Below are 23,003 nucleotides of genomic sequence, written 5' to 3'. Positions count from 1 at the left end.
CTACCGTGCACTCATGATCCGGTTCGAGCAGGTCAGCAAGGTCTACCCGGACGGCACGACCGCTGTGGACGGCCTGTCCTTCGAGGTCGGCGAGGGGGAACTGGTCACGCTCGTCGGGCCTTCCGGCTGCGGGAAGACGACCACGATGATGATGGTGAACCGGCTGATCGAGCCGACGTCCGGCCGGATCCTGGTGGGTGGTGAGGACATTGCGACGGTCGACCCGGTGCGGCTGCGCCGCCGGATCGGCTATGTGATCCAGCAGGTGGGACTCTTCCCGCACCGGACCGTGCTGGACAACACGGCGACCGTCCCGGCCCTGGTCGGCTGGAAGCGCGCCAGGGCGCGGGAGCGGGCCGCCGAGCTGCTGGATCTGGTGGGGCTCGACCCGAAGACCTACGGCCCGCGCTATCCGGCCCAGCTCTCCGGGGGCCAGCGCCAGCGGGTGGGGGTGGCGCGCGCCCTGGCCGCGGACCCGCCGGTACTGCTGATGGACGAGCCGTTCGGAGCCGTGGACCCGGTCGTGCGAGAGCGCCTGCAGAACGAATTCCTCAACCTCCAGTCGAGGGTGAGGAAGACCGTGCTCCTCGTGACGCACGACATCGAGGAGGCGGTGCGGATGGGCGACAGGATCGCGGTGTACGGCGAGGGGCGCATCGAGCAGTACGACAGCCCGGGTGCCGTGCTCGGGACCCCCGCGACGCCGTACGTCGCGCGGTTTGTGGGCTCCGACCGCGGCCTGAAGCGGCTGTCGGTCACCGCGGTCGAGCCCGACGACCTGGAGGAGCCTCCGGTCGCCCGCACGGACGAGCCCGCGCACGCGGCCGCCCAGCGCCTGGACGCCCTGGGCGCACGCTGGGCCGTCGTCCTGAACGGCGGCGGCGAGCTGCACGGCTGGGTGGCGGCGGACGCGCTGCGGGGCGCGGGCGAGGACGGCACCGTGGGCGGTCTGGCGCGGCGCATGGACGCGTGGGTGCCTGTCGGGTCCCCGCTGAAGCAGGCGTTCAGCGAGATGCTGCAGCACGACGCCGGATGGGTCGCGGTACTGGACGGGGCGAGGTTCCTCGGCGTCCTGACCCCGGCGAAGCTCCACGAGGCGCTGCGCCGGTCGGTGGATGCGGACGCGCAGGGGGTGGGGCGCGACCAGGTGCGGTTCGACTCGATCGCGGACGCCTGAGATTCCGCTGCGGATGTCCGACGATCCCGCCCGATTTACCGGCGTTTGCCATTAACCCGCGTGTGCAATTATTGTCTACGCTAGTAACCATCGTACGCAGGTCGGCTCTGTCCGACATCACGAGAGGCCCCACATGTCCACGGTCCCCACCGTCACACTCAACAACGGCGTCCCGATTCCGCAGCTCGGCTTCGGTGTCTTCCAGGTTCCCGACGACGAGACCACTTCCGCGGTCACCGCGGCACTGCAGGCCGGCTACCGCTCCATCGACACCGCGGCCGTCTACGGCAACGAGGCGGGCGTGGGCCGCGCTCTGGCCGAGTCCGGGCTCGCCCGCGAAGAGCTGTTCGTGACGACGAAGCTCTGGAACGCGGACCAGGGGTACGACGCCGCACTCGCCGCCTTCGACGCGAGCCTCGCCAAGCTCGGCCTCGACCATGTGGACCTCTACCTCATCCACTGGCCCACCCCGGCCCGCGGCCTCTACGTCGAGACCTGGCAGGCGCTGGAGAAGCTGCTCGCCGACGGCCGGATCCGCGCCGCCGGCGTCTCCAACTTCCAGCCCGCGCACCTGCGCCGCCTGCGCGAGGAGAGCTCCCTCGTCCCGGCGGTCAACCAGATCGAACTGCACCCCGGGCTCCAGCAGACCGAACTGCGGTCCGTGCACGCGGAGTACGGGATCGCCACCGAGGCCTGGAGCCCGCTGGCCCAGGGCGCGCTGCTGAAGGACGAGGCGATCGTCTCGCTCGCCGAACGCCACGGGAAGACGCCGGCCCAGGTGGTTCTGCGCTGGCACCTCCAGCTGGGCAACGTCGTGATCCCCAAGTCGGTCACGCCCGCGCGCATCCAGCAGAACATCGATGTCTTCGACTTCGAACTGTCGGCCGCGGACATGGACGCCATCGCGGGCCTCGACCGTGGCATGCGCACGGGCCCGGACCCCGACACACTCAACTGACCCACGCCGAGGGCCTGCCGGGCCGTGGAACGATCGGGCCGGGGCAGGCGCCATGCGCCCGCCCGGCCGCGTTCCGCATACGCGAGAGGGACCCGCCGGCTACCGCCCCCGGCGGTAGTTGCTGCCGTCGCTGGGCCGCTCCAGCAGGCCGGCCACCACGAGGTAGCGGCGCAGGGCCGAGCAGTCCTCGTGCACCGTGAGCAGCGCGTCGTTGACCTCGCGTTCGGTGTAGACGCGGTCGCGCTCGAAGAGCGTGTGCGCCAGGTGCACCAGCAACTGCTCGCGGCGGGCGGGTTTGCGGGGGATCACCGTCAGGCGCCCGCCCGAGAGGAGTGCGGCCACCTGGTGCGAACCTCGGGGTTCCGTATCGGACATGCCGGAAGCCTCGCAGGAGCCCGCAGGACGGGCAACGTCTTTTCCCACCATTCGAGAGCTTGTTGACGTTCGGGCCGACCGTCGTACGGTGTGACCATTCATTCACCCTCACGACATGAGGCGGTTCCGCATGGCCCTGTTCGATCTCCCTCTCGACGAACTGCACGCCTACCGCAGCCGGTCGGTGGAGCCCGAGGACTTCGACGCGTTCTGGTCGGCCACGCTCGACGAGGCGAGGACACACGATCTGGACGCCTGCTTCGAGCCGCGTGCCGACCTCGGCCTCGTCACGGTCGACGTGTACGACGTCACGTTCGCCGGCTTCGGCGGCCACCCCGTCAAGGGATGGTTCGTCATACCGGCCGGGACCACCGAACCTCTGCCCGTGGTCGTGGAGTTCATCGGGTACGGCGGCGGCCGGAGCCTCCCCCACACCCACCTGCTGTGGGCCTCGGCCGGCATGGCCCACTTCGTGATGGACACCCGGGGCCAGGGTAGCGGCTGGGCCCCGGGCGACACCGCCGACCCGGTAGGCTCCGGCCCGTCCCTGCCCGGATTCATGACCCAGGGCATCGAGGACCCGGCCACGTACTACTACCGCAGGGTGATCACGGACGCCGTACGCGCGGTGGAGGCGGCCCGCTCGCATCCGCTGGCCGACGCGTCCCGCACCGCGGCGATCGGCGCGAGCCAGGGCGGCGGCCTCGCCCTCGCCGTCGGCGGGCTGGTGCCGGACCTCGCGGCCGTCGCGCCGGACGTGCCGTTCCTCTGCGACTTCCCCCGGGCGACCCGGATGACCGACCGCAAGCCCTACCGCGAGATCGGCGACTACCTCAAGACGCACAGGGGCCGGGCCGAGCAGACCGCCAGGACCCTCGCCTACTTCGACGGGGTCCACTTCGCCGCACGCGGGCGGGCACCCGCGCTGTTCTCCGTGGCCATGGAGGACCTGACCTGCCCGCCGTCCACGGTCTTCGCCGCGTTCAACGCGTACGCGCACGCCACGAAGGAGATCGAGGTGTACGACTTCAACGACCACGAGGGCGGCGGCCCGTTCCAGCACGCCGTACAGCTCACGCGGCTCCCCCGGCTGCTGAAGGCCTGACGGAGGCACCCGGCCCGCCCCTCTTGACCCGCCCCGCGTGCGGAGCCTAGGTTCCCCGGTGGAAAGCGCTTACTACCGGGTGGGCGCCTCTCTTCGCCTGAAGGGGTGTTTGTCACGACCAGCAAGCCTTCGCATCAAAAGCCGGTGCGGGTCGCGATCGTCGGCACGGGCGCGATCGCGCGGGGCAGCCATCTGCCCGCGCTGACCGCGCTCGCCGCCGGCCAGCCGTTGGAGGTCGTCGCCGCGGTCGATGTCGACCCGGCCGCGGTCGAGGCGTTCTGCCGTGACGCGGGGATCGCCCACCCGTACACCGACCTCGACCGGATGCTGGCCGAGCAGCGCCCGGACCTGGTCACGCTCGCCACCCCGCCCCGGTTCCACCGCGACCAGACGGTGGCGGCACTGCGTGCCGGGGCGTGGGTGTGGTGCGAGAAGCCGCCGTGCCCGTCGCTGGAGGACTTCGACGCGATGGAGGCGGCGGAGAACTCCGGTGGAGACGGCCCGTACGCGGCGATCGTGTTCCAGCACCGCTTCGGCTCGGGCGCCCGCCACGTCCGGGAGCTGCTAGCCGGTCAGGCCATGGGGCGGCCGCTGGTGGCTCACTGCCAGACGACCTGGTACCGGGACGAGGCGTACTACGCCGTTCCCTGGCGCGGCAGTTGGAGCAGCGAGGGCGGCGGGCCCACCATGGGGCACGGCATCCACCAGATGGATCTGCTGCTCGATCTGCTGGGCCCGTGGGCGGAGATCCGCGCGATGGCGGGGCGGCTCGTGCACGACGTGGAGACGGAGGATGTCTCCACCGCGCTCGTCCGCTTCGAGAACGGGGTGGTGGCCACCGTGGTGAACAGCGTGCTCAGCCCGGACGAGGTCAGCAGGATCCGGATCGACTGCGAACGCGCGACGGTCGAACTCACCCACCTGTACGGACACCGCAACGCGGACTGGCGGATCACACCCGCTCCCGGAGTCACCTCCGAAGTGGCGGACGTCTGGCGGGACTTCGGTCCCGATGTGCCCAGCTCGCACGTGGCGCAGCTCGAGGGACTGCTGGAGGACCTGCGGGCCGGGCGCAGGCCGCGGAGCAGCGGCGCGGACGGCCGGAAGAGCCTGGAGCTGGTCGCCGCGCTCTACAAGGCGGCTTTCACCGGGGGCACCGTACGGGCGGGCGAGATCGGCCCCGGCGATCCGTACTACGGCGCGCTGCACGGCGATGCGCCCGGCTGGGCGCCGGACGTCCGGAACGGCCCGCGGAGGTCCCGGCCTGACGGCGGCGCCGGACCGGTCTCCGGTGCGGACCCGGCTCAGCTCTTCGGGATCAGCTTCCGGGACTCCAGGTAGGTCCGGGCGACGTCCTCGGGAAGCCTGCGCCAGCTGTCGACCTGTTCGTTCATCCGGGCCAGGTCGGCGGTCGTCAGCGCGGTGTTGAGCTTCCCCAGGGTGTCACGCACCCCGGCGCTGCCCGCCCGCGCGCGGTTCACGACGGGGACGAGGTAGTCGGCGTTCTGCAGGTGTTTGTCGTCGGCCAGCAGGACGAGGCCGAAGTCGTCGAGGGTGGCGTCGGTCGTGGTGGTCAGCACCATCTGGTCCTGGCCGCGCTGGACCGCCTGTTTCGCCTGGGTGGTGCCGACGCCCTTGGGGTCGACGGCGGTGATGTCGATGCCGTACGTCTTCTTCAGGCCGGGGGCGCAGTAGGGGCGCTGCACGCATTCGTCCCCCGCCGCCAGACGGACGGGCAGACCGGATCTCCCGAGGTCGCTGAGCGTTTTCAGCCGGTGCTTCGCGGCATACGGCACGGCGACCGCGAAGGCGTTCTGGTCGACGGCGCGGCCGGGTTCGAGGACGGTGAGACCGCGGGGCTCCGCGAGGCGGCGCAGGGCCTTCATGGTCGTGTCCAGGCCGGGTGAGCCGACCGGCGTGGCATCGGCCCCGTGTGCTTTGGCGTTGAGCCAGTCGGCGAACGTCGCGGCGTATTCGGGTACGACGTCGATCTGGCCGCTCTCCAGGGCCGGTTCGTAGATCTCCCGGTTGGTGACGGCAATGATGCTCGCGGAGTAGCCGGCCTGGTCCAGCAGCAGCGCGTACATCTGGGCGAGCAGGTCGCTCTCGGTGAAGCCCGCCGAGCCGATGGTCAGGTGCTTGCTGTCGCCGGGCGGCGCGGTGACGTCTCCCTGGTTCTCCAGGCTGGGCCCCGTGGTGCAGGCGGCGGTGAGGAGGAGCGCCGGCAGGAGGCGGGCCGCTCCCCGCAGTCCCCTCACGCCGCCTCCCGTCCGCGGTTCCGGCCGGGCGCCAGCCGCAGTCCCGCTTCGAAGAGCCCCTCGACGAGCAGGGCGAACAGGGCGACGAGTACGGCTCCGGCGACGACCTGCGGTGTGGAGGCCAGGTTGAATCCGGCCGTGATGATCCGGCCGAGCCCGCCTCCGCCGACGAGTGCCGCGAGGGTGGCGGTGGCGACGAGTTGCACGGCGGCGATGCGCACGCCGGTGAGGACGAGCGGCAGGGCGAGGGGCAGCTCGACCTGCCGCAGCATCTGGCGGCCGGTCATCCCCATGCCCCGCGCCGCCCGTACGACGTCGGGGTCGACCTCGCGCATGCCCACGTAGGCGTTGGTCAGGAGCGGGGGGATCGAGAACAGGACGAGGGCGATGACGGTCGGGCCCTGGTCCCACCGGCCGACCGGGGTGAGCAGCAGGAGGACGAGAACGGCGAAGGTGGGGACCGCGCGTCCGATGTTGGACAGGTTGACGGCCAGCGCGCCGCCCTTGCCGATGTGGCCGAGCCAGAGGGCGACCGGCAGGGCGAGGGCACAGCTGATCAGCAGGCAGACGACGGTGAGGAAGAGGTGTTCCCCTAGCCGGTTCCAGATGCCGTCGGGGCCGGACCAGTGGGCGGAGGTGGTGAGCCAGGACCAGGCGTCCGCAAGGGTGTTCACGAGGTCCTCCTGGTCCAGGGCGTCAGCAGCCGTTGCGCCCCGAGGAGCAGCAGGTCGGCGGCGACGGCGATGACCACGCAGAGGACGGAGGCGGTGAGCACCTGGGCCTTGAAGTAGGTGCTCATGCCGGAGTAGATGAGGTTGCCCAGCCCGCCGAATCCGACGATGGCGCCGACCGTGACGAGCGAGACGGCGGACACGGCGGCGATCCGGAGCCCGGCCATCGCGGCGGGCAGGGCGAGCGGGAGCTCGACGGTGAGAAGGAGCCTCAGGGCGCCGTAGCCCATGCCGCGCGCCGCCTGCCGGGTCTCTTCGGGGACGGCGCGCAGTCCGGCGAGGATGTTCCGTACGAGGAGGGTCAGCGAGTACAGGACGAGGCCGGCGACGACGAGCGCGGCGGACAGTCCGTACACGGGGAGCAGCAGCGAGAACATCGCGAGGGAGGGGATCGTGTAGAGGACGGTGGTCACACCGAGCACCGGCCCGGCCGCCCAGCGCCGGTGGCGGGCGGCCAGGGCGAGTGGCAGTGCGATCACGAGGCCGAGCAGCACGGACACGGCGGTCAGCTGGAGGTGCTGGAGGGTCGCGTCCGTGAGAATCTCACGACGGCTGGTGAGGTAGGCGCCGCAGATCCACTCATTGCGCGCGAGGCAGTCGTCGGGGGGCGCGGTCACCTGTCCATTGGATCCGGGGCCGCGCAGCGCTCGCGCGGCGTGCTCGGCCGTTCGGAGGTAGGGGCGCACGGGGCCGTGGTGGGCCGGGATCGCGGGTCGCCTCTTCCCGACGCCGGACCCGGGCCGGTCCCCGGCCTTCCGGCCGGCCCGGGTCCGGATCAGCCCGCCCCGGCCTCCCCTCCGCGCCCGGCCGGTCCGCCGGCCGGCGTCTCAGCTCTTGTCCGCCGTGGAGAGGACGAACACCGGGATCTCCCGGTCGGTCCTGGTCCGGTAGTCGGCGTAGTCGGGGAACGCCTCGACGGCGCGGTCCCACCACAGGGCCTTCTCCTCCCCCGTGACCTCGCGGGCGACCATGTCCTGCTTCACGGTCCCGTCCCGCAGCTCCACCTGCGGGTGGGCCTGCACGTTGTAGTACCAGACGGGGTGCTTGGGGGCGCCGCCCAGGGAGGCGACCACGGCGTACTCCCCGTCGTGCTCGACCCGCATGAGCGGGGTCTTGCGGAGCTTGCCGCTCTTGGCGCCGAGCGTCGTCAGGAGGATGACGGGCCTGCCGCGCAAGGTGGTCCCCTGCGTTCCGCCGGAGCTCTCGATGAGCTCGACCTGCTCACGGACCCACGTCGTCGGGCTCGGCTCGTACTCGCCCTCGATCGGCATGTCACGTGTCCTCTCGTCGGAGTGCTGCGGTCGTGTGCTCATCATGGCTTCGCCATGGACCGGCGGTGCGCAGGGACACAGCCGGCCAGCCTGCCCGCCGGCTGCCGTCTCATTCCCTGGAACCCCGTGAGACGGCGGAGGAGGAATCAGCTCACAGAATCCGGGTCTCTTGATGTTGATACGTCCATGTATTTCCGAAATATGCAGTCGCCCCGATCCAGGTCCTTCCGGGGGCAGGCCGTACCGTGGGGGCAGCGGAGTAAGCCAAGCCTTACCCCGCTGCACTCTGCCCGTGCTCGCCCGCCCTAAGGAACATCACTCCATGACACGCCCCGTCCGCGTCGCCATCGTCGGAGCCGGTCCTGCCGGAATCTACGCAGCGGACGCGCTTCTCAAGTCCGAGGCCGCCCAGGAGCCGGGCGTATCGATCGACCTGTTCGAGCGCATGCCCGCGCCCTTCGGCCTGATCCGGTACGGAGTGGCTCCGGACCACCCGCGGATCAAGGGCATCGTCAAGGCGCTGCACCAGGTCCTGGACAAGCCGCAGCTGCGGCTGTTCGGCAACGTCGACTACCCCAACGACATCGGCCTGGACGATCTGCGCTCCTTCTACGACGCCGTGATCTTCTCCACCGGCGCCGACGCCGACCGCGCCCTCGACATACCCGGGATCGAGCTCGAGGGTTCCTACGGTGCCGCCGATTTCGTCGCCTGGTACGACGGGCACCCCGAGGTGCCGCGGACCTGGCCGCTGGAGGCCGAGAAGGTCGCGGTTCTCGGTGTCGGCAACGTGGCCCTGGACGTGGCGCGCATTCTCGCGAAGACGGCGGACGAGCTGCTCCCGACCGAGATCCCCGCGAACGTCCACGACGGGCTCAAGGCGAACAAGGCGCTCGAGGTCCACGTCTTCGGACGGCGCGGGCCCGCCCAGGCGAAGTTCAGCCCGATGGAGCTGCGCGAGCTGGACCACTCGCCGAACATCGAGGTCATCGTCAATCCCGAGGACATCGACTACGACGAGGGTTCGATCGCCACCCGGCGGGAGAACAAGCAGGCCAACATGGTCGCCTCCACGCTGGAGAACTGGGCGATCCGAGATGTGGGCGACCGCCCCCACAAGCTGTTCCTGCACTTCTTCGAGTCCCCGGTGGAGGTCGTCGGCGAGGACGGCCGCGTCGTCGCCCTGCGCACCGAGCGCACGGAGCTGGACGGCACGGGCAACGTGAAGGGCACGGGCCGTCACACGGACTGGGACGTGCAGAGCGTCTACCGCGCGGTCGGCTACTACTCGGAGGAGCTCGCGAAGCTGCCCTTCGACGTGGTCTCCGGCACCGTCCCGCACGCGGCCGGACGCGTACTGGCAGGCGACGAGCCGATGCCCTCGGTGTACGTCACCGGGTGGATCAAGCGCGGTCCGATCGGCCTCATCGGGCACACCAAGGGTGACGCCAACGAGACCGTGGCCTGCCTGCTGGAGGACCACGCCGCCGGGCGGCTGCCCGCCCCCACCCAGCCGGGGTCGGACGCGATCGTCGACTTCCTGGAGCAGCGCGGTGTCCGGTACACCACCAAGGAGGGCTGGCACCGCCTGGACGCCCATGAGCAGGCGCTCGGTGCAGAACAGGGCCGTGAGCGCATCAAGGTCGTCGAGCGTGCGGCCATGCTGGACGCCTCCGGAGCCTGACGGCCGGCGAGCCGCTCCGCGCCCCTGGCGCCCCCTCGACGGGGCGCCAGGGGCGCGGCTGCCGCGGGCCGCGCAGGAGACCGGCCAGGTGCGGGAAGACCGCACGGCGGACGAGCTGTTCGACCTGCTCAGCGGTGCGGCGGGGGTCCGGGAGAACGCCGGGCCCGACCGCGACAGCAGCCCCCGCTTCGTGCGGTTGGTCCTGGAGGGGATCATCGTCCGCCCGGCAGGGGACTGACCGGCCCGGGTCGGCAAGGGCCCGCGCGCGGACGGATCGGCGCTCGGCCGCGTACGCCTGTTCGCGCCTCGGCCGGCCGGGGCGCGGATCCGCCCGCCCCCTTGCCCCCGCACGCCGTAAGCGGAACGCGTCTGCCCCGAGGCCGTAGACTCGCCGAATGGCCAAGTACTTCGACGTGCACCCCGAGAACCCCCAGCGCCGCACCATCACCACCGTGGCCGAGAGCATCCGGTCCGGCGCCCTCGTCGCGTATCCGACCGATTCCTGTTACGCCCTGGGCTGCCAGCTGGGCAGCCGCGACGGGATCGACCGCATCCGGTCCATCCGGAACCTCGACGACCGCCATCACTTCACCCTGGTGTGCCAGAACTTCGCGCAGCTCGGTCAGTTCGTCCAGGTCGACAACGACGTGTTCCGCGCGATCAAGGCGGCGACGCCCGGCAGTTACACCTTCATCCTGCCCGCCACCAAAGAGGTGCCGCGGCAGTTGCTGCACCCCAAGAAGAAGACCGTCGGCGTCCGGATCCCCGATCACACGGTCACGCAGGCGCTTCTGGCCGAACTCGGTGAGCCGCTGCTCTCCAGCACACTGCTCCTGCCGGACGAGGAGGAGCCGCTGACGCAGGGCTGGGAGATCAAGGAGCGCCTCGACCACGTCGTGGACATCGTGCTCGACTCCGGCGACTGCGGCACCGAGCCGACCACCGTCATCGACTTCTCCGGAGGCGAGCTGGAGGTCGTACGCCGGGGAGCCGGGGACGTCTCCCGGTTCGAGTAGCGCATCGCCCGCACGGTCACTCCGCGCTTCCGGCACTCCCGCTGAGATGCGCGCACCCCCGGGTGCCTGGTTCGGTGGAGGAGTCCGCTCCGCCCAGTGCCAGGGAGTGATCATGAGCGAGTCAGAGGATGTACGGGGCCGTCTCCAGCAGATGCGCGGCCGGGCCGAGGATCTCGAGAAGGCCGCCGAGCAGGCCACCGATCCCGCGGAACGCCGACGCCTCCAGGACGAGGCGCTCCGGCTCGAATCCCAGAGCGTGCAGGTCAGTGGCATGGCGAGCGGCGACATCTACCCCATGGAGTAGGCCGGTGTCGCGGCTCCCGCGGCTGCGGGCACGGGCTCCGCTTGCCGCCACCGGGACCAGATGTTAGTACCGGAGATGAGGTGACATGCGGTGGATACGCGGAGGGCGGGGCACGGGCTTCCCCTCCCCCGCCCCGCTCTCCGCCCGCGCTCCGCGAAGGGGTACCGGTGACGTACATGAGGTGGCAGCCGTTCCTGGAAGCCGTTCGCGCTCATTCTCCTTAACCCGCTGCAGGCCGCCGAACCTCTCAGCTCCGAGCGGTTCGTGCGCGCGGTCTCCGCCTGGATCGAGGGCGCCGACGAGCAGACGGCCACGTGGGACACGAGTGCCGTACTGAGTGTGGTGGCCGATGCCGCCGGCGAGGAACTGCTCCAGCGCGTACTGATGCAACTCCCCCCGGGGTACGACCTCTTGTTCGGCCACCCCGTGGGCGGCTGACCCTCAGCCGAGGCCCGCGATCCGTGCGAGCCGCCGCATGGAGTCCGCCAGCGCCTCACGGTCGTACGTGCTCGTGGTGACCAGCACCTCGTCCGCACCGGTCTCCTTGATCACCAGCTCCAGCCCGGCGGCCACGGTCTCCTCGGTGCCCGCCAGGTGGCCGCGCAGTCCGTTCTCGAACAGACCCCGCTCCTTCTCCGTCATGGCCAGTGCCTCGATCCGCTCGGCCGGCGCCAGCGGCGGGAAGGAGCCGTGGGTGCGGGAGTACGCCATTGACCAGGCCTCGGGGACCAGCAGCCGCCGCGCCTCCTCCTCGGTGCCGGCGACCGCGACGGTGCCCGCCACGATCACATAGGGCTCCCGGGCCCACGAGGAAGGGCGGAAGGCGGTGCGGTAGTCCTCGACCGCTGCGACCAGTTTGTCGCGGCCGCGGAGATCGCCGATGACGAGCGGCAGACCGGCCGCCGCGGCGATGGCGGCACCTTCGCCTGTGGCCAGGACGTACGGAGGGATGCGCAGCCCCTCGGCGGGACGCGCGTGGACCTGGGGGTGGGCCGGCTGTGTGCCGTCCAGCCATCCGAGGAGCTCGTCCAGCTGCGCGGCGAAGGCGTCGGCGTCCTCCTTGTCCCGGCCGAGAGCTCTGCGGATGCCGTCGGTGAAGCCGACGGAACGCCCGAGCCCCATGTCGATCCGGCCGGGGAAGAGCGAGGCGAGCACCCCGAACTGCTCGGCCACGACGAAGGGCTGATGGTTCGGGAGCATCACGCCACCGGTTCCCACCCTGATGGCCGAGGTCGCGGCGGCCACGGCGGCGGCCAGCACCGTCGGCGCCGAACCGGCCACGCCGGGCACGCTGTGGTGCTCGGACACCCAGAAGCGGTGGTAGCCGAGGGCCTCCGCGGTGCCTGCCAGCGTGACGGTGTCCCGCAGCGCCTCCGGGGCGTCGTACCCCTCGCGGGTGCGGGAGCGGTCGAGGAAGGAGAACCGGGTCGATGCGATGGAAGAGCTCACGCATGGTTCAACGCGCTCTGCGCGCCGGGATTCCCCCGTGGCGCCTCACGCTCAGCGGCGCGACGCCGCCGCGGCGATCTCGGCGGGCGCGTCACGGAGCCCGAGGCGCAGATGTTCTACGTGGTAGAGGGCCTGGTCGAGGAGTTCGGCGACGTGATGGTCGTACAGGGCGTAGACGATGGAGCGCCCCTGGCGCTCCCCCGCGACCAGCCCGAGGTTCCGCAGGAGACGAAGCTGGTGGGAGCAGGCGGAAGGTTCCATCTCCACCGCTTCGGCGAGATCACCGACGGCGCAGGGGCCTTCCTGGAGGCGTGCCAGTATGCGCAGCCGGGAGGGAGTGGCCAGCGCCTGGAGGGTCGCGGCGACACCCGCCGCCCCTACGGCGTCCAGGCGCTCGCGGGTGGTGGCGGTCGTCTGCTCGTCGCGTCCGTGACCCATGCCGTCCATTCTACGGATGACACATGAAGACCTGTTCATATATTCCTGTACGGTGAGGGCGTCGTCGTCCCGCCGCCCGTGAGGGGTCGTTCCGCCATGCCCGCTGATGTACTCCGGCGTCCCTCACAGGCCGCTGCCGCCCGCGCCGGCGCGGTCCCCCGGCGCCGCACGCGCGTCCTCGCGCTGGCCGAGGCCCGCTGGGCGGGTGCGGCTCTGGTGCTCTTCCTGCTCGCACTCCCCCTGGAGCTCACCGGCGCCCCGGGCTGGACATGGGGCCCGCTGTACGCCCTGGTGTACGCCGCGGGCGGGTGGGAGCCGGCGCTGTCGGGACTGCGGGAGCTCCGCGAGAAGGTCCTGGACGTGGACCTGCTGATGATCGTGGCCGCGCTCGGCGCCGCCTCGATCGGACAGGTGATGGACGGGGCGCTGCTGATCGTCATCTTCGCGACCTCCGGCGCACTGGAGGCACTGGCCACCGCGCGCACCCAGGACGCGGTCCGCGGGCTCCTGGATCTGGCTCCGGCCACCGCCTCCCGCATCACCGCAAACGGTGGCGAGGAGAGCGTCGCCACCGGGGAGCTCGTGGTCGGCGACGTCATCCGGATCCGGCCCGGGGAGCGCGTCGGTGCCGACGGGCGGGTCCTCGACGGGGCGAGCGAGGTCGACCAGGCCACCATCACCGGTGAGCCGCTGCCCAAGGCGAAGGAGCCCGGGGACGAGGTGTTCGCCGGGACGCTGAACGGCACGGGCACGCTGAAGGTCGCCGTCGAGCGGGACGCCTCCGAATCGGTGATCGCCCGGATCGTGACGATGACCGAGGAGGCGTCCCGGACGAAGGCCCCCACCCAGCTGTTCATCGAGAAGGTCGAGCAGCGCTACTCGCTCGGCATGGTGGCCGCCACCCTGGCCGTCTTCCTCGTACCGCTCGCCTTCGGTGACGACGTGACGGGCAGTCTGCTGCGCGCCATGACGTTCATGATCGTGGCCTCCCCCTGCGCCGTGGTCCTGGCGACCATGCCGCCCCTGCTCTCCGCCATGGCCAACGCGGGGCGGCACGGCGTCCTGGTCAAGTCCGCCGTCGTCATGGAGCGCCTCGGGCAGACCGACGCGGTGGCCCTGGACAAGACCGGCACCCTCACGGAGGGCGCTCCGCGCGTCACCGGCGTCCACCCGCTGCCCGGGTCCGGGCTGACCGCGGACACCCTGCTGACCCTGGCCGCCGCCGCCGAACATCCCAGCGAGCACCCGCTGGCCCGCGCCGTCGTGAACGCCGCCCGGGAGCGACGGCTGCCCCTGCCCGCCGCCTCGGACTTCACCTCGGCCCCGGGTACCGGCGTCGCGGCCGATGTCGGCGGACACCGGATCGCGGTCGGCTCCCCCGCCCGCCTCCTGCGCGACTCCGCGTCCCCCGGGACGGCCGGGGCCGCCGCGTCGGCCGCCGCCCTGGAGGAGACGGGATGCACGGCGGTGCTCGTCCTGCGTGACGGCCTGCCGGTCGGGGTGCTCGGGATCGCCGACCGCATCCGGAGCGACGCCCCTGCGACGGTCGCCGCTCTGGCCCGGCTGACCGACGGGTCCCCGGTGCTGCTGACCGGCGACCATCCGCGCTCCGCCGCACGGCTGGCCGCCGAGGCCGGCATCACCGATGTCCGGGCGGGGCTCCTCCCCCAGGACAAGGCGGCGGCCGTCCGCGAGCTGGAACGGGCCGGGCGCAAGGTGCTGGTCGTGGGTGACGGCGTCAACGACGCGCCCGCGCTGGCCGCCGCGCACATCGGGATCGCGATGGGACGCGCGGGCTCCGACCTCGCACTGGAGACCGCGGACGCAGTCATCATCCGTGACGAACTGGCGACCGTGCCCACGGTGGTGGCCCTGTCCCGGGCGACCCGCCGGCTGGTCGTGCAGAACCTGGTCGTCGCCGGTGTGTTCATCTCCGGCCTGGTCGTCTGGGATCTCGTCGGCCATCTGCCGCTGCCGCTGGGTGTCCTGGGGCACGAGGGCTCCACCGTCGTCGTGGGCCTGAACGGTCTTCGGCTGCTGCGCGAATCGGCCTGGCGCCGCGCCTCCGGTCATGGCGGCGCCGGTTCGGCGCCGAAGTCCCGGCCGGCCGACGCCACCGGGTGACGAGCCGTCAGCTGTGCAGTGTCGCACGAGCGTCCGACCGCCCGGCCGCACCACCCGACCCGCCGCCGCCCATGCCCCTTATCGGACGTCAGGTCCTGTTTGCCGTTAAAGTTCCCTCGTAACTGCATCACATGAGGGGACAGGATGACCAGCTCCCGGACAGGGACCGACGTCCCCGAAGGCCCCACCACCGCGGCGAAGATGACGCTGCTCACGCTCACCACCATGGTGGTGGGCTCGATGGTGGGCGCCGGGGTGTTCTCCCTCCCGTCACGCTTCGCGCAGGAGACGGGTGTCGCCGGGGCGCTGATCGCCTGGGCGATCGCCGGCACGGGCATGCTGATGCTCGCGTTCGTCTTCCAGACACTCGCCGTACGCCGGCCCGATCTCGATGCCGGTGTCTACGCCTACGCCAAGGCGGGATTCGGCGAGTACCTCGGCTTCTTCTCCGCCTTCGGCTACTGGGCCAGCGCCTGCGTCGGCAACGTGACGTACTGGGTGCTGATCACGTCGACGATCGGAGCCGTCTGGCCGGCCATGGGCGACGGCGACACCGTACTGGCCGTCATCGTGTCCACGGCCGGTCTGTGGGCCTTCTACCTCCTGATCCGCCGGGGCGTGAAGGAGGCCGCGGCCATCAACAGGGTGGTGACCGTGGCCAAGGTGGTCCCGATCATCGTCTTCGTCATCCTCTCCCTCTTCTTCTTCGACGCGAAGGTCTTCGCCGACAACTTCGGCGGAGCGGACTACGCGGGCTCCCTGTTCAACCAGGTGCGCGGCACCATACTGGCCACGGTGTTCGTCTTCCTCGGGGTGGAGGGCGCCAGCGTCTACTCGCGCCACGCGAAGCGCCGGGAGGACATCGGGAGAGCCACCGTCCTGGGGTTCCTCAGCGTCTTCGCCGTCTTCGCGTCGGTCACCATCGTGTCGTACGGCATCATGCCGATGGCCGACATCGCCGAGCTCCGTCAGCCCTCCATGGCGGCGGTCCTGGAGGAGGCGGTCGGGACCTGGGGGCAGGTCTTCGTGAGCGTGGGCCTGATCGTGTCCGTGCTCGGCGCCTATCTCGCCTGGACCCTGATGGCCGCCGAAGTCCTCTTCGTCGCGGCCAAGGACGACGACATGCCGCGCTTCCTGCGCCGCTCCAACTCCGCCGACGTGCCTGTGCCGGCGCTGCTGATGACGACCCTGCTGTCCCAGGTCGTCCTGATCATCACCCTCTTCTCGGACGACGCGTTCAACTTCGCCCTCGATCTCACCAGTGCCCTGTCCCTGATCCCGTTCCTCCTCGCCGCGGCGTTCGCCGTCAAGATCATGGTGCGCCCGGACGAGCTGACCAGGGGCCGGAGCCAGGGGCGCTACCTCGCCGTGAGCATCGTGGCGACGGTCTACACCGCCTTCCTCCTGTTCGCGGCCGGGCTGAAATTCGTCCTGGTCTCCTTCATCGTCTACGCCCCGGCCACGATCCTCTTCGCGATGGCCCGCAGGGAACAGGGCCGCCGGGTCTTCTCCCCCGCCGAACTCGTCATCTGCGTGGTCTCGGTCGCCGGGGCCGTGATCGGCATGGCCGCTCTGGCCTCCGGCTGGATCAGCCTCTGAAGGTCCCACCCGTTCCGCCCGTACCCGCCCGGCCCTCGCGGGCGCAGTGGCCCCCGACCGAAAGGCAGCCCACATGACGAACGCATCCGCCGTGGACCCCGGCCTCGCGCACGGCGTCCACTCCGAAGTCGGCAAGCTGCGCAAGGTGCTGGTCTGCGCGCCCGGCCTCGCGCACCGCCGGCTCACCCCGAGCAACGCCGACGACCTGCTCTTCGACGACGTGATGTGGGTGGACAACGCACAGCGTGACCACGCCGATTTCGTCGGCAAGCTCCAGCAGGCCGGCGTCGAGGTGGTCGAGCTGCACGACCTGCTGGCCGCGACCCTCACGGACCCCGCGGCCAAGGCGTGGCTGCTCGACCGCAAGATCACTCCCAACGAGGTCGGCCCGGGACTCGTCGATCCGACCCGCGCCTTTCTGGAGTCGCTGGAGCCGCGCGGGCTCGCGGAGTACCTGATCGGCGGCATGGCCACCGCGGACCTGCCCGACGCGTACCGGTCCGGCTACCTGGCGCTCGCCCGCGAGTCGGCCGGGGCGCGCGAGTACCTGATGCCGCCTCTGCCGAACACGCTCTACACCCGCGACACCACCTGCTGGCTGTACGGAGGGGTGACGCTCAACCCCCTGTACTGGCCCGCGCGTCACGACGAGACGCTGCTGATGAAGGCGGTCTACCGGTTCCATCCGGACTTCTCCGACGCCAAGGTCTGGTGGGGCGATCCCGAGGCCGACTGGGGCCGGGCCACCTTCGAGGGCGGTGACATCATGCCGGTCGGCAACGGTGTCGTCCTCATGGGAATGAGCGAACGCACCTCACGACAGGCCATCACCCAGGTCGCGGCCTCCCTGTTCGACCAAGGGGCCGCCGAACACGTCGTGGTGGCGGCCATGCCGAAGCTGAGGGCGGCCATGCACCTGGACACCGTCTTCACCTTCGCCGACCGCGACATCGTCACCGTCTATCCGAAGATCATGGACGCGGTCCACACCTTCTCCCTCCGCCCGAGCGACCGTTCACCCGGCGTCGAGGTCATCGACGAGGGATCGCGTCCGTTCACCGACGTCGTCGCCAGGAGCCTGGGCCTGCCCGCCCTGCGGGTGATCGGGACGGGCGGCGACGTGTACGCCTCCGAGCGCCAGCAGTGGGACAGCGGAAACAACGCCGTCGCCCTCGAACCGGGGGTCGTCTTCACCTACGACCGCAACACCCAGACCAACGATCTGCTGCGCGCGGCGGGAGTCGAGGTCATCACCATCGTGGGTGGGGAGCTGGGCCGCGGCCGGGGCGGCGGGCACTGCATGACCTGCCCGCTCATCCGCGAGCCGGTGGCCTTCTGAGCGCCGAGCCGGCCTGTTCCTCCGCCGTCGCCCGGCGGCACCCACTCGACCCGGCGGTCCTTACCGTGGAGTAACCTTCGGGTGCCCGCCGCCGGCCGAGCACCCAGGAGCCCCCATGGCACGCGTCCCCCGCACCCCCTCACCCCTGCTGCTCGCCGGCCTCCTGGCCGCGGCCGGGGTCGCGCACTTCGCCGTTCCCGAGCCGTTCGACGCGATCGTGCCACGGGCCCTCCCCGGCAGCCCCAGGAGCTGGACCCGGGCCAGTGGGGCCGTGGAGCTGATGCTGGCGGCGGGACTCGCCGTGCCTCGCACCCGGCGCCTCAGCGCCCGTGCCTCCGCGCTCCTCTTCGTCGGCGTCTTCCCCGCCAACGTCAAGATGGCGTACGACTGGCGTGACCGCCCGGCACCGGCGCGCGCGCTCGCCTACGGCCGGCTCCCGCTCCAGATCCCGCTCTACCTGTGGGCCCGCGCCGCGGGCCGCCCCACAACCGGCTGACAGCGAGGCCCGTGCGGCCCGGCCGAGTTGTTCCGGCGCACGTCCGGAGCTCAGCAGGTCCGGTACACGTACCCCTCCTCGTCCGCGGGCAGCACATCGAGGTCCCGCAGGACGAGGGAGATCCTGTCGCCCCACGCCGAGCAGCTCTCGTCGAAGCTCACGTCGCCCTCGCCTTCGTACTCGATCGCGAAGACACGGTCGTCGTACGCGTCGGCGTAGGCACCGCATTCGTCGAACTGGGCGCATTCCTCCGTCACCGCGAAGTCGAAGCCGATCGTGGCGTGCCGGTCGAGCAGGTCGGTGGTGTTCTTCTGCCCGATCGCAAGGCCCTCGCTGTGCGCCCGCGATGCCAGTGCTTCGGCGAAGGCGGCGTTGTGATCCGCCGTCAGCTTCCCCTTCGAGCGTTCGAAGGAGTCGAGGTTGTCCGGCTCCACGGCCTGGAATCCGCTGTCCGCGCAACCGTCGATCCATTCACCGACGATCTCCGCGAGCTCGGCCCGGCTGTCCTCCGTCGAGGTGTCCAGAAGTACTTCGTCCCAGCCCTCGTCGATGATCGGCTCTCCGTCGTCGTCACGCAGCAGCAGGTCGGGGTGGGTGTCCTGCCACCACTCCAGCGCGCCGGGCTGCGTCTGGAAGGCGTTGACGTAGCAGACGTTGTACAGGCCGGGGGCCGGCTCGTCCTCACGGTCGCGCGATACAGCCCGCACCCCGTCGGGCGGCGTGTAGCCCCCGCCGATCTGATAGTCGAACTCCATGCCGGCGGTCGGCAGAACCACGTCGGCGGCCTTCGGCGGCTGCTCGGATCCGGCACCGGCGGGTGTACCGCTCGCGACGGAGCAACCCATCAGCACGCATGCTCCGAGGGCGGAGGCAAGGCCCGCCGCCACACCGGAGGCCGCGCGATCGCGACGGAAGAGCGGGGAAAAGGAACGACCGGCCACACGCGTCTCCAGGTGTCGGGGATCCGGAAGAAGATCTGTCCATCCTCGGTCACCGCTCCTTCCGGCCGCGCACCGGGCAGCGGTGACCGGGGCCCGGCCGCTCCTCAGGAGTCGGTGGCACGCTCGTCCGCCAACTGCTGGGCCCGGTCGATCTCGGCCATGTGTTCCTCGGCCCACTGACGGACAGCGGCCAGCGGAACGTCCAGCGACAGTCCGAGATCGGTGAGGCCGTAGTACACGCGCGGCGGCACGCTGGTCTCCACCCGCCGGCTGACGAGGCCGTCACGGCACAGGGCCTGCAGCGTGACGGAAAGCATCTTCTGCGAGACGCCGGCCATGCGCCGCTGCAACTCGGCGAAGCGCACCTCGTCCGGGGAGGCTTCCGCCAGCACCTTGACGGCCATCGAGGTCCACTTGCCGCCGATCCGGTCGAGCAGCCGCCGGGTCGGACACAGCGGGTCGAACAGGTCGCCGCGGGCGCCTACGGGCGGACGTGTGGTCCGAGGGGTCACCTGGAGCTCACCACCTGGGATGAAAGTGCGGTCTTGGCCGCTCCAGCGTAGTTACCTATCGTTTGGTTGTCACCATCGGTAACCAAGGGAAGGAGCCACCGTGCCCGTCGCACCGAACCCCGCGCAGCCCGGTCAGGTGCCGGGAATCGAACTGCGTCGCGTCTCCGTCAACGGCGTGGAACTCAATGTGGCGACCACCGGCACGGGGCCCGTCGTCCTGCTGCTGCACGGATTCCCCCATACGTGGCGGCTGTGGACCGACGTGATGGGCGGTCTGGCCGGACAGCACCGGGTGATCGCCCCCGACCTCCGGGGCCTCGGCGCGAGTGCGCGCGCTGCGGACGGTTACGACGCAGGGACACTCGCCGGGGACTTCCTGGCGCTCCTGGACGCGTTCGGCGAGAGGTCCGCAGCCGTGATCGGTATCGACGCCGGCACCCCGCCCGCCTTTCTGATGGCGATGCGCAGCCCCGAGCGCGTCAGGCGGCTGGTGCTCATGGAATCCCTGCTGGGCCCGCTCCCCGGCGCGGAGGTGTTCCTGGCGGGAGGGGCACCGTGGTGGTTCGGCTTCCACTCGGTCCCGGGCCTCGCGGAGACCGTGCTGCCGGGCAACGAGGCGGCGTACATCGACTGGTTCCTCGACCAGGGCACCCTGGGGGAAGGGATCGCGCCGGAGATCCGGGACGCCTTCGTCAGCGCGTACACCGGCCCCGAGGCTCTGCGGTGCGCGTTCGCCCACTACCGCGCCATGCCCACGAGCGGCGGGCAGATCCGGGAGGCCGTGGAGACCGGCCGGCTGTCGGTGCCCACGATGGCCGTCGGCGCCCGGCCGGTGGGGCGTTCGCTGGAACAGCAGTTGCGCCCGGTCGCCGACGATCTCACCGGTCATGTCGTCGAGGACTGCGGTCACATGATCCCGCTGCACCGGCCCGGGGCACTCCTTGACCTGGTGCGCCCGTTCCTTGCCTGAGACCTCCGGGCCGGGGTCGCTCACACCCGGAGCCGCAGGGGGTCGTCCCCGCCGGGGAGCGCCGTCGTCCGACGGGCACCCGGCCGGGCACGGTGATCGAGAGGCGCTGTGCCCGGCCGGAGTGGCTCACGGGGTGTCAGCTCACGGAGATCCTGGAGCTCCCGCTGCTCTGATAGCCCTCCGTGGCCATGATCATGTAGTAGTTGAAGCTGCCCAGGGGCATCCCGTAGCGGGCCCAGGCGTCGAAGTGGTTGCCGGCGGTGATGCTCCCGCCCGTCCTCTTCGACTGGCGGACGCTCCAGTACTGGTCGAAGGTCTTCGTGCCCTCGACGGAGGGGGCGTTGACGCGCGTCGTCCGGTAGACGTCGTACGTACCGCCGTCGCTGGTGACCGTGCCCTTGTACGTGCCCGTCGGGCGGTAGGTGCCCCAGTTGTCGACGATGTAGTACTCCACGAGGGGATTCGCCGTCCACCCGTAGAGAGTCAGGTAGGCGTTGCCGGACGGATTGAAGCTGCCGGAGTAGTTCACGGTCCGGCGTGCGCCGTTGGCCCAGCCCTTGCCGGCGACGAAGTTGCCGCAGTTGGTCCACGAGGTGCCGTAGCTGCCGCCGGACGCCAGGTTCATGGAGACGGAACCGCCGCCGTCGGTCCAGAACGAGTAGTAGTAGCCGTTGTTGGTGCCCGTCTGGTTCGTGGTGATGAGCGTGTCGGCGCGAGCGGTGCCAGGCAGCATCAGTCCGGACGTTGCCAGCGCCAGGGCGCCGGCCCGACCGATGAAGCCTCTGCGGCTCACCGGCCGGGTGGGGGTGTTGTCCATGTTCATGCTTCCTCCTTGTGACGGCTTGCTGGGAGCCAGGTGGAGCGTGGGGGCCCGATGGCGCCGCGGGACGGCCCAGGAGACCGGGTCGTGCGCGCGGCCCGGGACCGCCGGGGCTCGTGGCCTGGCGATGCCGACAGTGTTGAGCGGTACCCGTCAAGAGTCAACAGTTTCCGCACGAATCACGAAACTCTCGATCGGGCCCAGCATTCTGTCTCCGTATATAACAGCAGTTCAGTCGCCCTATCGGGGACACCAGCCTGGGGAGAGCCTTCGGAAGCTTTGATTACTGGACCAGAACCGTCGTGTCAATTGTCGAAAGTTTCGACATGATTTCGATCGCTCGCCGCGCCGTTCTGTTCCACCTCGGCAACCCTGGCGAGGAGCTCCTCCAGGCCGATGGCATCGGTGCGCGTCGAGGGGACGGTGCAGGCGTAGGCGCCGGCCACGGTCCCGTACAGGGCGCAGCGCCGGGGGTGTTCGCCGTTCAGCAGGCCGAGGAGGAACCCGGAGGCGAAGGCGTCACCGGCACCGTTCGAATCCACCACCGGAGCGGGCGGAGTGACGGCGGGGGTGTGCGTCACCTCGCCGTCGTACAGCAGGTACGCACCGTCGGCGCCCGCGGTCGCGACCACGGTCCGTGCCCTTCCCCGGTCGGCGATGTCACGCATGGTGCGCTCGGGGTCGGCCAGAGCGGTGGTGGACAGGAACACGTGGTCCGCCTGGAGGGCGAACGGCTCGTGATAGGTGTCGGCACCGTCCCAGTTGTGCAGATCGGTCGAGACGGTCACCCCGGCCTCGCGGAGCACCGGCAGCGTGAAGGCGCACGGATGCGTGATGACGACGTGGGCGTGGCGGGCCGCGGCGACGAGTTCGCGGACCGTCGCTTCCTCGAACCGGTCCGATTCCTGCGAGCGGGCGGCGTCGTAGAGGGAGAGCCGCCGCCCGTCCGGGCCGACGAGGTTGACGGCGCGTTTGGTACCGCCCGGCAGGGGAGCCTCGGTGAACGGGATGCCCCGGTCGCGGTGGAGGGCGCGGACCAGGTCTCCCTCGTGGTCGTCGCCGATCACGTCGAGGTGGTGGGTACGCAGACCGAGGGCGTGCAGACCGAGGGCGACGAAGTCCCCGCTCTGTCCCGCCCGGGTCTCGATGCCAGGCCGGATCATGTAACTGTCCGCGAAGGGGAGCGGGAGTTCGGGGACATGGACGATGGTGTCCACGCCCGCGCCGCCCAGGACGAGAACGTCGGTCCGCTTGTGCATGAAGGTGGTCGTGCCTCTCGCTTCAGGGGATTCGCTCATGGTGTCGCCGTTCGGTCCGGCCGGGGCCCCCCCCCCCCCCCCCCGGCGGGGGGGGGGGGGCCCCCCGGGGGGCCGGGGGCCGGTCCCGGGACCCCCCCCCGGGCGCCGGGGGGCCACCCCAGGGCCCCACCGGCCGCC

Annotated in this window: 24 protein-coding genes and 1 pseudogene; 14 read left to right on the top strand and 11 right to left on the bottom strand. The window is 71.0% G+C overall.

The features are described 5' to 3' along the window. The first annotated feature begins 13 nt into the window (after positions 1-13). Together ACIQM3_RS19930 and ACIQM3_RS19925 are read left to right on the top strand one after the other, a co-directional pair. The gene (locus ACIQM3_RS19930) at positions 14-1,177 is read left to right on the top strand and encodes an ATP-binding cassette domain-containing protein (RefSeq protein ID WP_401625916.1); all 1,164 of its coding nucleotides are present in this window, start codon (positions 14-16) and stop codon (positions 1,175-1,177) included. A 133-nt stretch (positions 1,178-1,310) separates the two neighbouring features. Next, the gene (locus ACIQM3_RS19925) at positions 1,311-2,135 is read left to right on the top strand and encodes an aldo/keto reductase (RefSeq protein ID WP_401625913.1); all 825 of its coding nucleotides are present in this window, start codon (positions 1,311-1,313) and stop codon (positions 2,133-2,135) included. A 99-nt stretch (positions 2,136-2,234) separates the two neighbouring features. On the opposite strand, the gene ACIQM3_RS19920 is transcribed toward ACIQM3_RS19925, so the two are convergent. Then, a complete protein-coding gene (locus tag ACIQM3_RS19920; RefSeq protein WP_401625910.1) occupies positions 2,235-2,510 on the bottom strand; it encodes a DUF2087 domain-containing protein in 276 nt (91 codons plus the stop codon). A 130-nt stretch (positions 2,511-2,640) separates the two neighbouring features. Between ACIQM3_RS19920 and ACIQM3_RS19915 the strand changes: the two genes are divergently transcribed. Both ACIQM3_RS19915 and ACIQM3_RS19910 read left to right on the top strand, forming a co-directional pair. Further along, the gene (locus ACIQM3_RS19915) at positions 2,641-3,615 is read left to right on the top strand and encodes an acetylxylan esterase (protein WP_401626483.1); all 975 of its coding nucleotides are present in this window, start codon (positions 2,641-2,643) and stop codon (positions 3,613-3,615) included. A 144-nt stretch (positions 3,616-3,759) separates the two neighbouring features. Beyond that, complete coding sequence (locus tag ACIQM3_RS19910) at positions 3,760-4,956, top strand: Gfo/Idh/MocA family protein (protein ID WP_401625907.1); 1,197 nt, start codon at positions 3,760-3,762, stop codon at positions 4,954-4,956. Here the strand turns inward: ACIQM3_RS19910 and ACIQM3_RS19905 are convergent. The 4 genes from ACIQM3_RS19905 to ACIQM3_RS19890 form a co-directional block, all read right to left on the bottom strand. After that, the gene (locus tag ACIQM3_RS19905; RefSeq protein ID WP_401625905.1) at positions 4,920-5,873 is read right to left on the bottom strand and encodes an ABC transporter substrate-binding protein; all 954 of its coding nucleotides are present in this window, start codon (positions 5,871-5,873) and stop codon (positions 4,920-4,922) included. The genes ACIQM3_RS19910 and ACIQM3_RS19905 overlap by 37 nt on opposite strands. Beyond that, positions 5,870-6,547: an ABC transporter permease gene (locus ACIQM3_RS19900; RefSeq protein ID WP_401625902.1), complete on the bottom strand. Its 678-nt coding sequence runs from the start codon at positions 6,545-6,547 to the stop codon at positions 5,870-5,872. Before ACIQM3_RS19900 ends, ACIQM3_RS19905 begins: the two co-directional genes overlap by 4 nt. Beyond that, a complete protein-coding gene (locus ACIQM3_RS19895; protein ID WP_401625900.1) occupies positions 6,544-7,221 on the bottom strand; it encodes an ABC transporter permease in 678 nt (225 codons plus the stop codon). Before ACIQM3_RS19895 ends, ACIQM3_RS19900 begins: the two co-directional genes overlap by 4 nt. A gap of 210 nt (positions 7,222-7,431) precedes the next feature. After that, positions 7,432-7,875, bottom strand: a complete 444-nt coding sequence (locus ACIQM3_RS19890; protein ID WP_401625897.1) for a nitroreductase family deazaflavin-dependent oxidoreductase — start codon at positions 7,873-7,875, stop codon at positions 7,432-7,434. A 322-nt stretch (positions 7,876-8,197) separates the two neighbouring features. On the opposite strand from ACIQM3_RS19890, the gene ACIQM3_RS19885 reads away from it, so the two are divergent. The 5 genes and pseudogenes from ACIQM3_RS19885 to ACIQM3_RS19865 form a co-directional block, all read left to right on the top strand. Then, positions 8,198-9,559, top strand: a complete 1,362-nt coding sequence (locus ACIQM3_RS19885) for an FAD-dependent oxidoreductase (RefSeq protein ID WP_401625894.1) — start codon at positions 8,198-8,200, stop codon at positions 9,557-9,559. After that, positions 9,474-9,797, top strand: coding sequence for a hypothetical protein (locus ACIQM3_RS19880; protein ID WP_401625891.1), 324 nt, complete (start codon positions 9,474-9,476; stop codon positions 9,795-9,797). Before ACIQM3_RS19885 ends, ACIQM3_RS19880 begins: the two co-directional genes overlap by 86 nt. A gap of 157 nt (positions 9,798-9,954) precedes the next feature. Beyond that, positions 9,955-10,575: an L-threonylcarbamoyladenylate synthase gene (locus ACIQM3_RS19875; protein WP_401625889.1), complete on the top strand. Its 621-nt coding sequence runs from the start codon at positions 9,955-9,957 to the stop codon at positions 10,573-10,575. A gap of 112 nt (positions 10,576-10,687) precedes the next feature. Further along, on the top strand, positions 10,688-10,879 hold the full coding sequence (locus ACIQM3_RS19870; protein ID WP_401625886.1) for a DUF6381 family protein: 192 nt from the start codon (positions 10,688-10,690) through the stop codon (positions 10,877-10,879). Positions 10,880-11,083: 204 nt separating this feature from the next. Beyond that, positions 11,084-11,317: pseudogene (locus ACIQM3_RS19865) on the top strand (DUF2267 domain-containing protein); the annotation flags it as partial. A 3-nt stretch (positions 11,318-11,320) separates the two neighbouring features. Here ACIQM3_RS19865 and ACIQM3_RS19860 read toward each other — a convergent pair. Continuing rightward, the gene (locus ACIQM3_RS19860) at positions 11,321-12,328 is read right to left on the bottom strand and encodes an MsnO8 family LLM class oxidoreductase (RefSeq protein WP_401625883.1); all 1,008 of its coding nucleotides are present in this window, start codon (positions 12,326-12,328) and stop codon (positions 11,321-11,323) included. Between the two features lie 51 nt (positions 12,329-12,379). Then, the gene (locus ACIQM3_RS19855; RefSeq protein WP_393760357.1) at positions 12,380-12,766 is read right to left on the bottom strand and encodes an ArsR/SmtB family transcription factor; all 387 of its coding nucleotides are present in this window, start codon (positions 12,764-12,766) and stop codon (positions 12,380-12,382) included. Positions 12,767-12,862: 96 nt separating this feature from the next. Here ACIQM3_RS19855 and ACIQM3_RS19850 point away from each other — a divergent pair, with 96 nt between their 5' ends. The 4 genes from ACIQM3_RS19850 to ACIQM3_RS19835 all read left to right on the top strand — a co-directional run bounded on the left by ACIQM3_RS19850 (position 12,863) and on the right by ACIQM3_RS19835 (position 18,324). Further along, positions 12,863-14,890 carry a heavy metal translocating P-type ATPase gene (locus tag ACIQM3_RS19850; RefSeq protein WP_401625881.1) on the top strand — a complete coding sequence of 676 codons (2,028 nt, stop codon included), beginning with the start codon at positions 12,863-12,865 and terminating at the stop codon, positions 14,888-14,890. 144 nt (positions 14,891-15,034) lie between these two features. Next, complete coding sequence (locus ACIQM3_RS19845) at positions 15,035-16,489, top strand: basic amino acid/polyamine antiporter (protein ID WP_401625878.1); 1,455 nt, start codon at positions 15,035-15,037, stop codon at positions 16,487-16,489. 73 nt (positions 16,490-16,562) lie between these two features. Further along, positions 16,563-17,828 (top strand): arginine deiminase, encoded by a 1,266-nt coding sequence (locus ACIQM3_RS19840; RefSeq protein ID WP_401625876.1) that lies wholly within the window; start codon positions 16,563-16,565, stop codon positions 17,826-17,828. A 115-nt stretch (positions 17,829-17,943) separates the two neighbouring features. Continuing rightward, complete coding sequence (locus ACIQM3_RS19835) at positions 17,944-18,324, top strand: DoxX family protein (RefSeq protein ID WP_401625874.1); 381 nt, start codon at positions 17,944-17,946, stop codon at positions 18,322-18,324. 50 nt (positions 18,325-18,374) lie between these two features. Here the strand turns inward: ACIQM3_RS19835 and ACIQM3_RS19830 are convergent, their stop codons facing one another. Further along, complete coding sequence (locus ACIQM3_RS19830; RefSeq protein WP_401625872.1) at positions 18,375-19,265, bottom strand: endo alpha-1,4 polygalactosaminidase; 891 nt, start codon at positions 19,263-19,265, stop codon at positions 18,375-18,377. Between the two features lie 104 nt (positions 19,266-19,369). Then, complete coding sequence (locus tag ACIQM3_RS19825; protein WP_401625869.1) at positions 19,370-19,777, bottom strand: winged helix-turn-helix transcriptional regulator; 408 nt, start codon at positions 19,775-19,777, stop codon at positions 19,370-19,372. A gap of 100 nt (positions 19,778-19,877) precedes the next feature. Between ACIQM3_RS19825 and ACIQM3_RS19820 the strand changes: the two genes are divergently transcribed. Then, entirely contained in the window at positions 19,878-20,747 is an 870-nt protein-coding gene (locus ACIQM3_RS19820) for an alpha/beta fold hydrolase (RefSeq protein ID WP_401625866.1), read from the top strand. Between the two features lie 136 nt (positions 20,748-20,883). Here ACIQM3_RS19820 and ACIQM3_RS19815 read toward each other — a convergent pair whose 3' ends face one another. Beyond that, a complete protein-coding gene (locus tag ACIQM3_RS19815; RefSeq protein WP_401626480.1) occupies positions 20,884-21,564 on the bottom strand; it encodes a glycoside hydrolase family 11 protein in 681 nt (226 codons plus the stop codon). Positions 21,565-21,872: 308 nt separating this feature from the next. Next, positions 21,873-22,826 carry an adenosine kinase gene (locus ACIQM3_RS19810; RefSeq protein WP_401626478.1) on the bottom strand — a complete coding sequence of 318 codons (954 nt, stop codon included), beginning with the start codon at positions 22,824-22,826 and terminating at the stop codon, positions 21,873-21,875. Between the last annotated feature and the right edge of the window lie 177 nt (positions 22,827-23,003).

The organism is Streptomyces sp. NPDC091271 (assembly GCF_044757505.1).
Classification (GTDB): domain Bacteria; phylum Actinomycetota; class Actinomycetes; order Streptomycetales; family Streptomycetaceae; genus Streptomyces.
Note: the sequence above shows the minus strand (reverse complement) of the source record. Positions and strands in the feature narration are given on the sequence as shown.

Excerpts from the sequence above, each read along its gene's own strand:
- ACIQM3_RS19855 (WP_393760357.1), bottom strand. The coding sequence starts at position 12,766 with ATGGGTCACGGACGCGACGAGCAGACGACCGCCACCACCCGCGAGCGC.
- ACIQM3_RS19925 (WP_401625913.1), top strand. The coding sequence starts at position 1,311 with ATGTCCACGGTCCCCACCGTCACACTCAACAACGGCGTCCCGATTCCG.
- ACIQM3_RS19845 (WP_401625878.1), top strand. The coding sequence starts at position 15,035 with ATGACCAGCTCCCGGACAGGGACCGACGTCCCCGAAGGCCCCACCACC.
- ACIQM3_RS19835 (WP_401625874.1), top strand. The coding sequence starts at position 17,944 with ATGGCACGCGTCCCCCGCACCCCCTCACCCCTGCTGCTCGCCGGCCTC.
- ACIQM3_RS19815 (WP_401626480.1), bottom strand. The coding sequence starts at position 21,564 with ATGGACAACACCCCCACCCGGCCGGTGAGCCGCAGAGGCTTCATCGGT.
- ACIQM3_RS19880 (WP_401625891.1), top strand. The coding sequence starts at position 9,474 with ATGAGCAGGCGCTCGGTGCAGAACAGGGCCGTGAGCGCATCAAGGTCG.
- ACIQM3_RS19840 (WP_401625876.1), top strand. The coding sequence starts at position 16,563 with ATGACGAACGCATCCGCCGTGGACCCCGGCCTCGCGCACGGCGTCCAC.
- ACIQM3_RS19850 (WP_401625881.1), top strand. The coding sequence starts at position 12,863 with ATGCCCGCTGATGTACTCCGGCGTCCCTCACAGGCCGCTGCCGCCCGC.
- ACIQM3_RS19920 (WP_401625910.1), bottom strand. The coding sequence starts at position 2,510 with ATGTCCGATACGGAACCCCGAGGTTCGCACCAGGTGGCCGCACTCCTC.
- ACIQM3_RS19870 (WP_401625886.1), top strand. The coding sequence starts at position 10,688 with ATGAGCGAGTCAGAGGATGTACGGGGCCGTCTCCAGCAGATGCGCGGC.
- ACIQM3_RS19875 (WP_401625889.1), top strand. The coding sequence starts at position 9,955 with ATGGCCAAGTACTTCGACGTGCACCCCGAGAACCCCCAGCGCCGCACC.
- ACIQM3_RS19930 (WP_401625916.1), top strand. The coding sequence starts at position 14 with ATGATCCGGTTCGAGCAGGTCAGCAAGGTCTACCCGGACGGCACGACC.
- ACIQM3_RS19885 (WP_401625894.1), top strand. The coding sequence starts at position 8,198 with ATGACACGCCCCGTCCGCGTCGCCATCGTCGGAGCCGGTCCTGCCGGA.
- ACIQM3_RS19915 (WP_401626483.1), top strand. The coding sequence starts at position 2,641 with ATGGCCCTGTTCGATCTCCCTCTCGACGAACTGCACGCCTACCGCAGC.
- ACIQM3_RS19810 (WP_401626478.1), bottom strand. The coding sequence starts at position 22,826 with ATGCACAAGCGGACCGACGTTCTCGTCCTGGGCGGCGCGGGCGTGGAC.
- ACIQM3_RS19890 (WP_401625897.1), bottom strand. The coding sequence starts at position 7,875 with ATGCCGATCGAGGGCGAGTACGAGCCGAGCCCGACGACGTGGGTCCGT.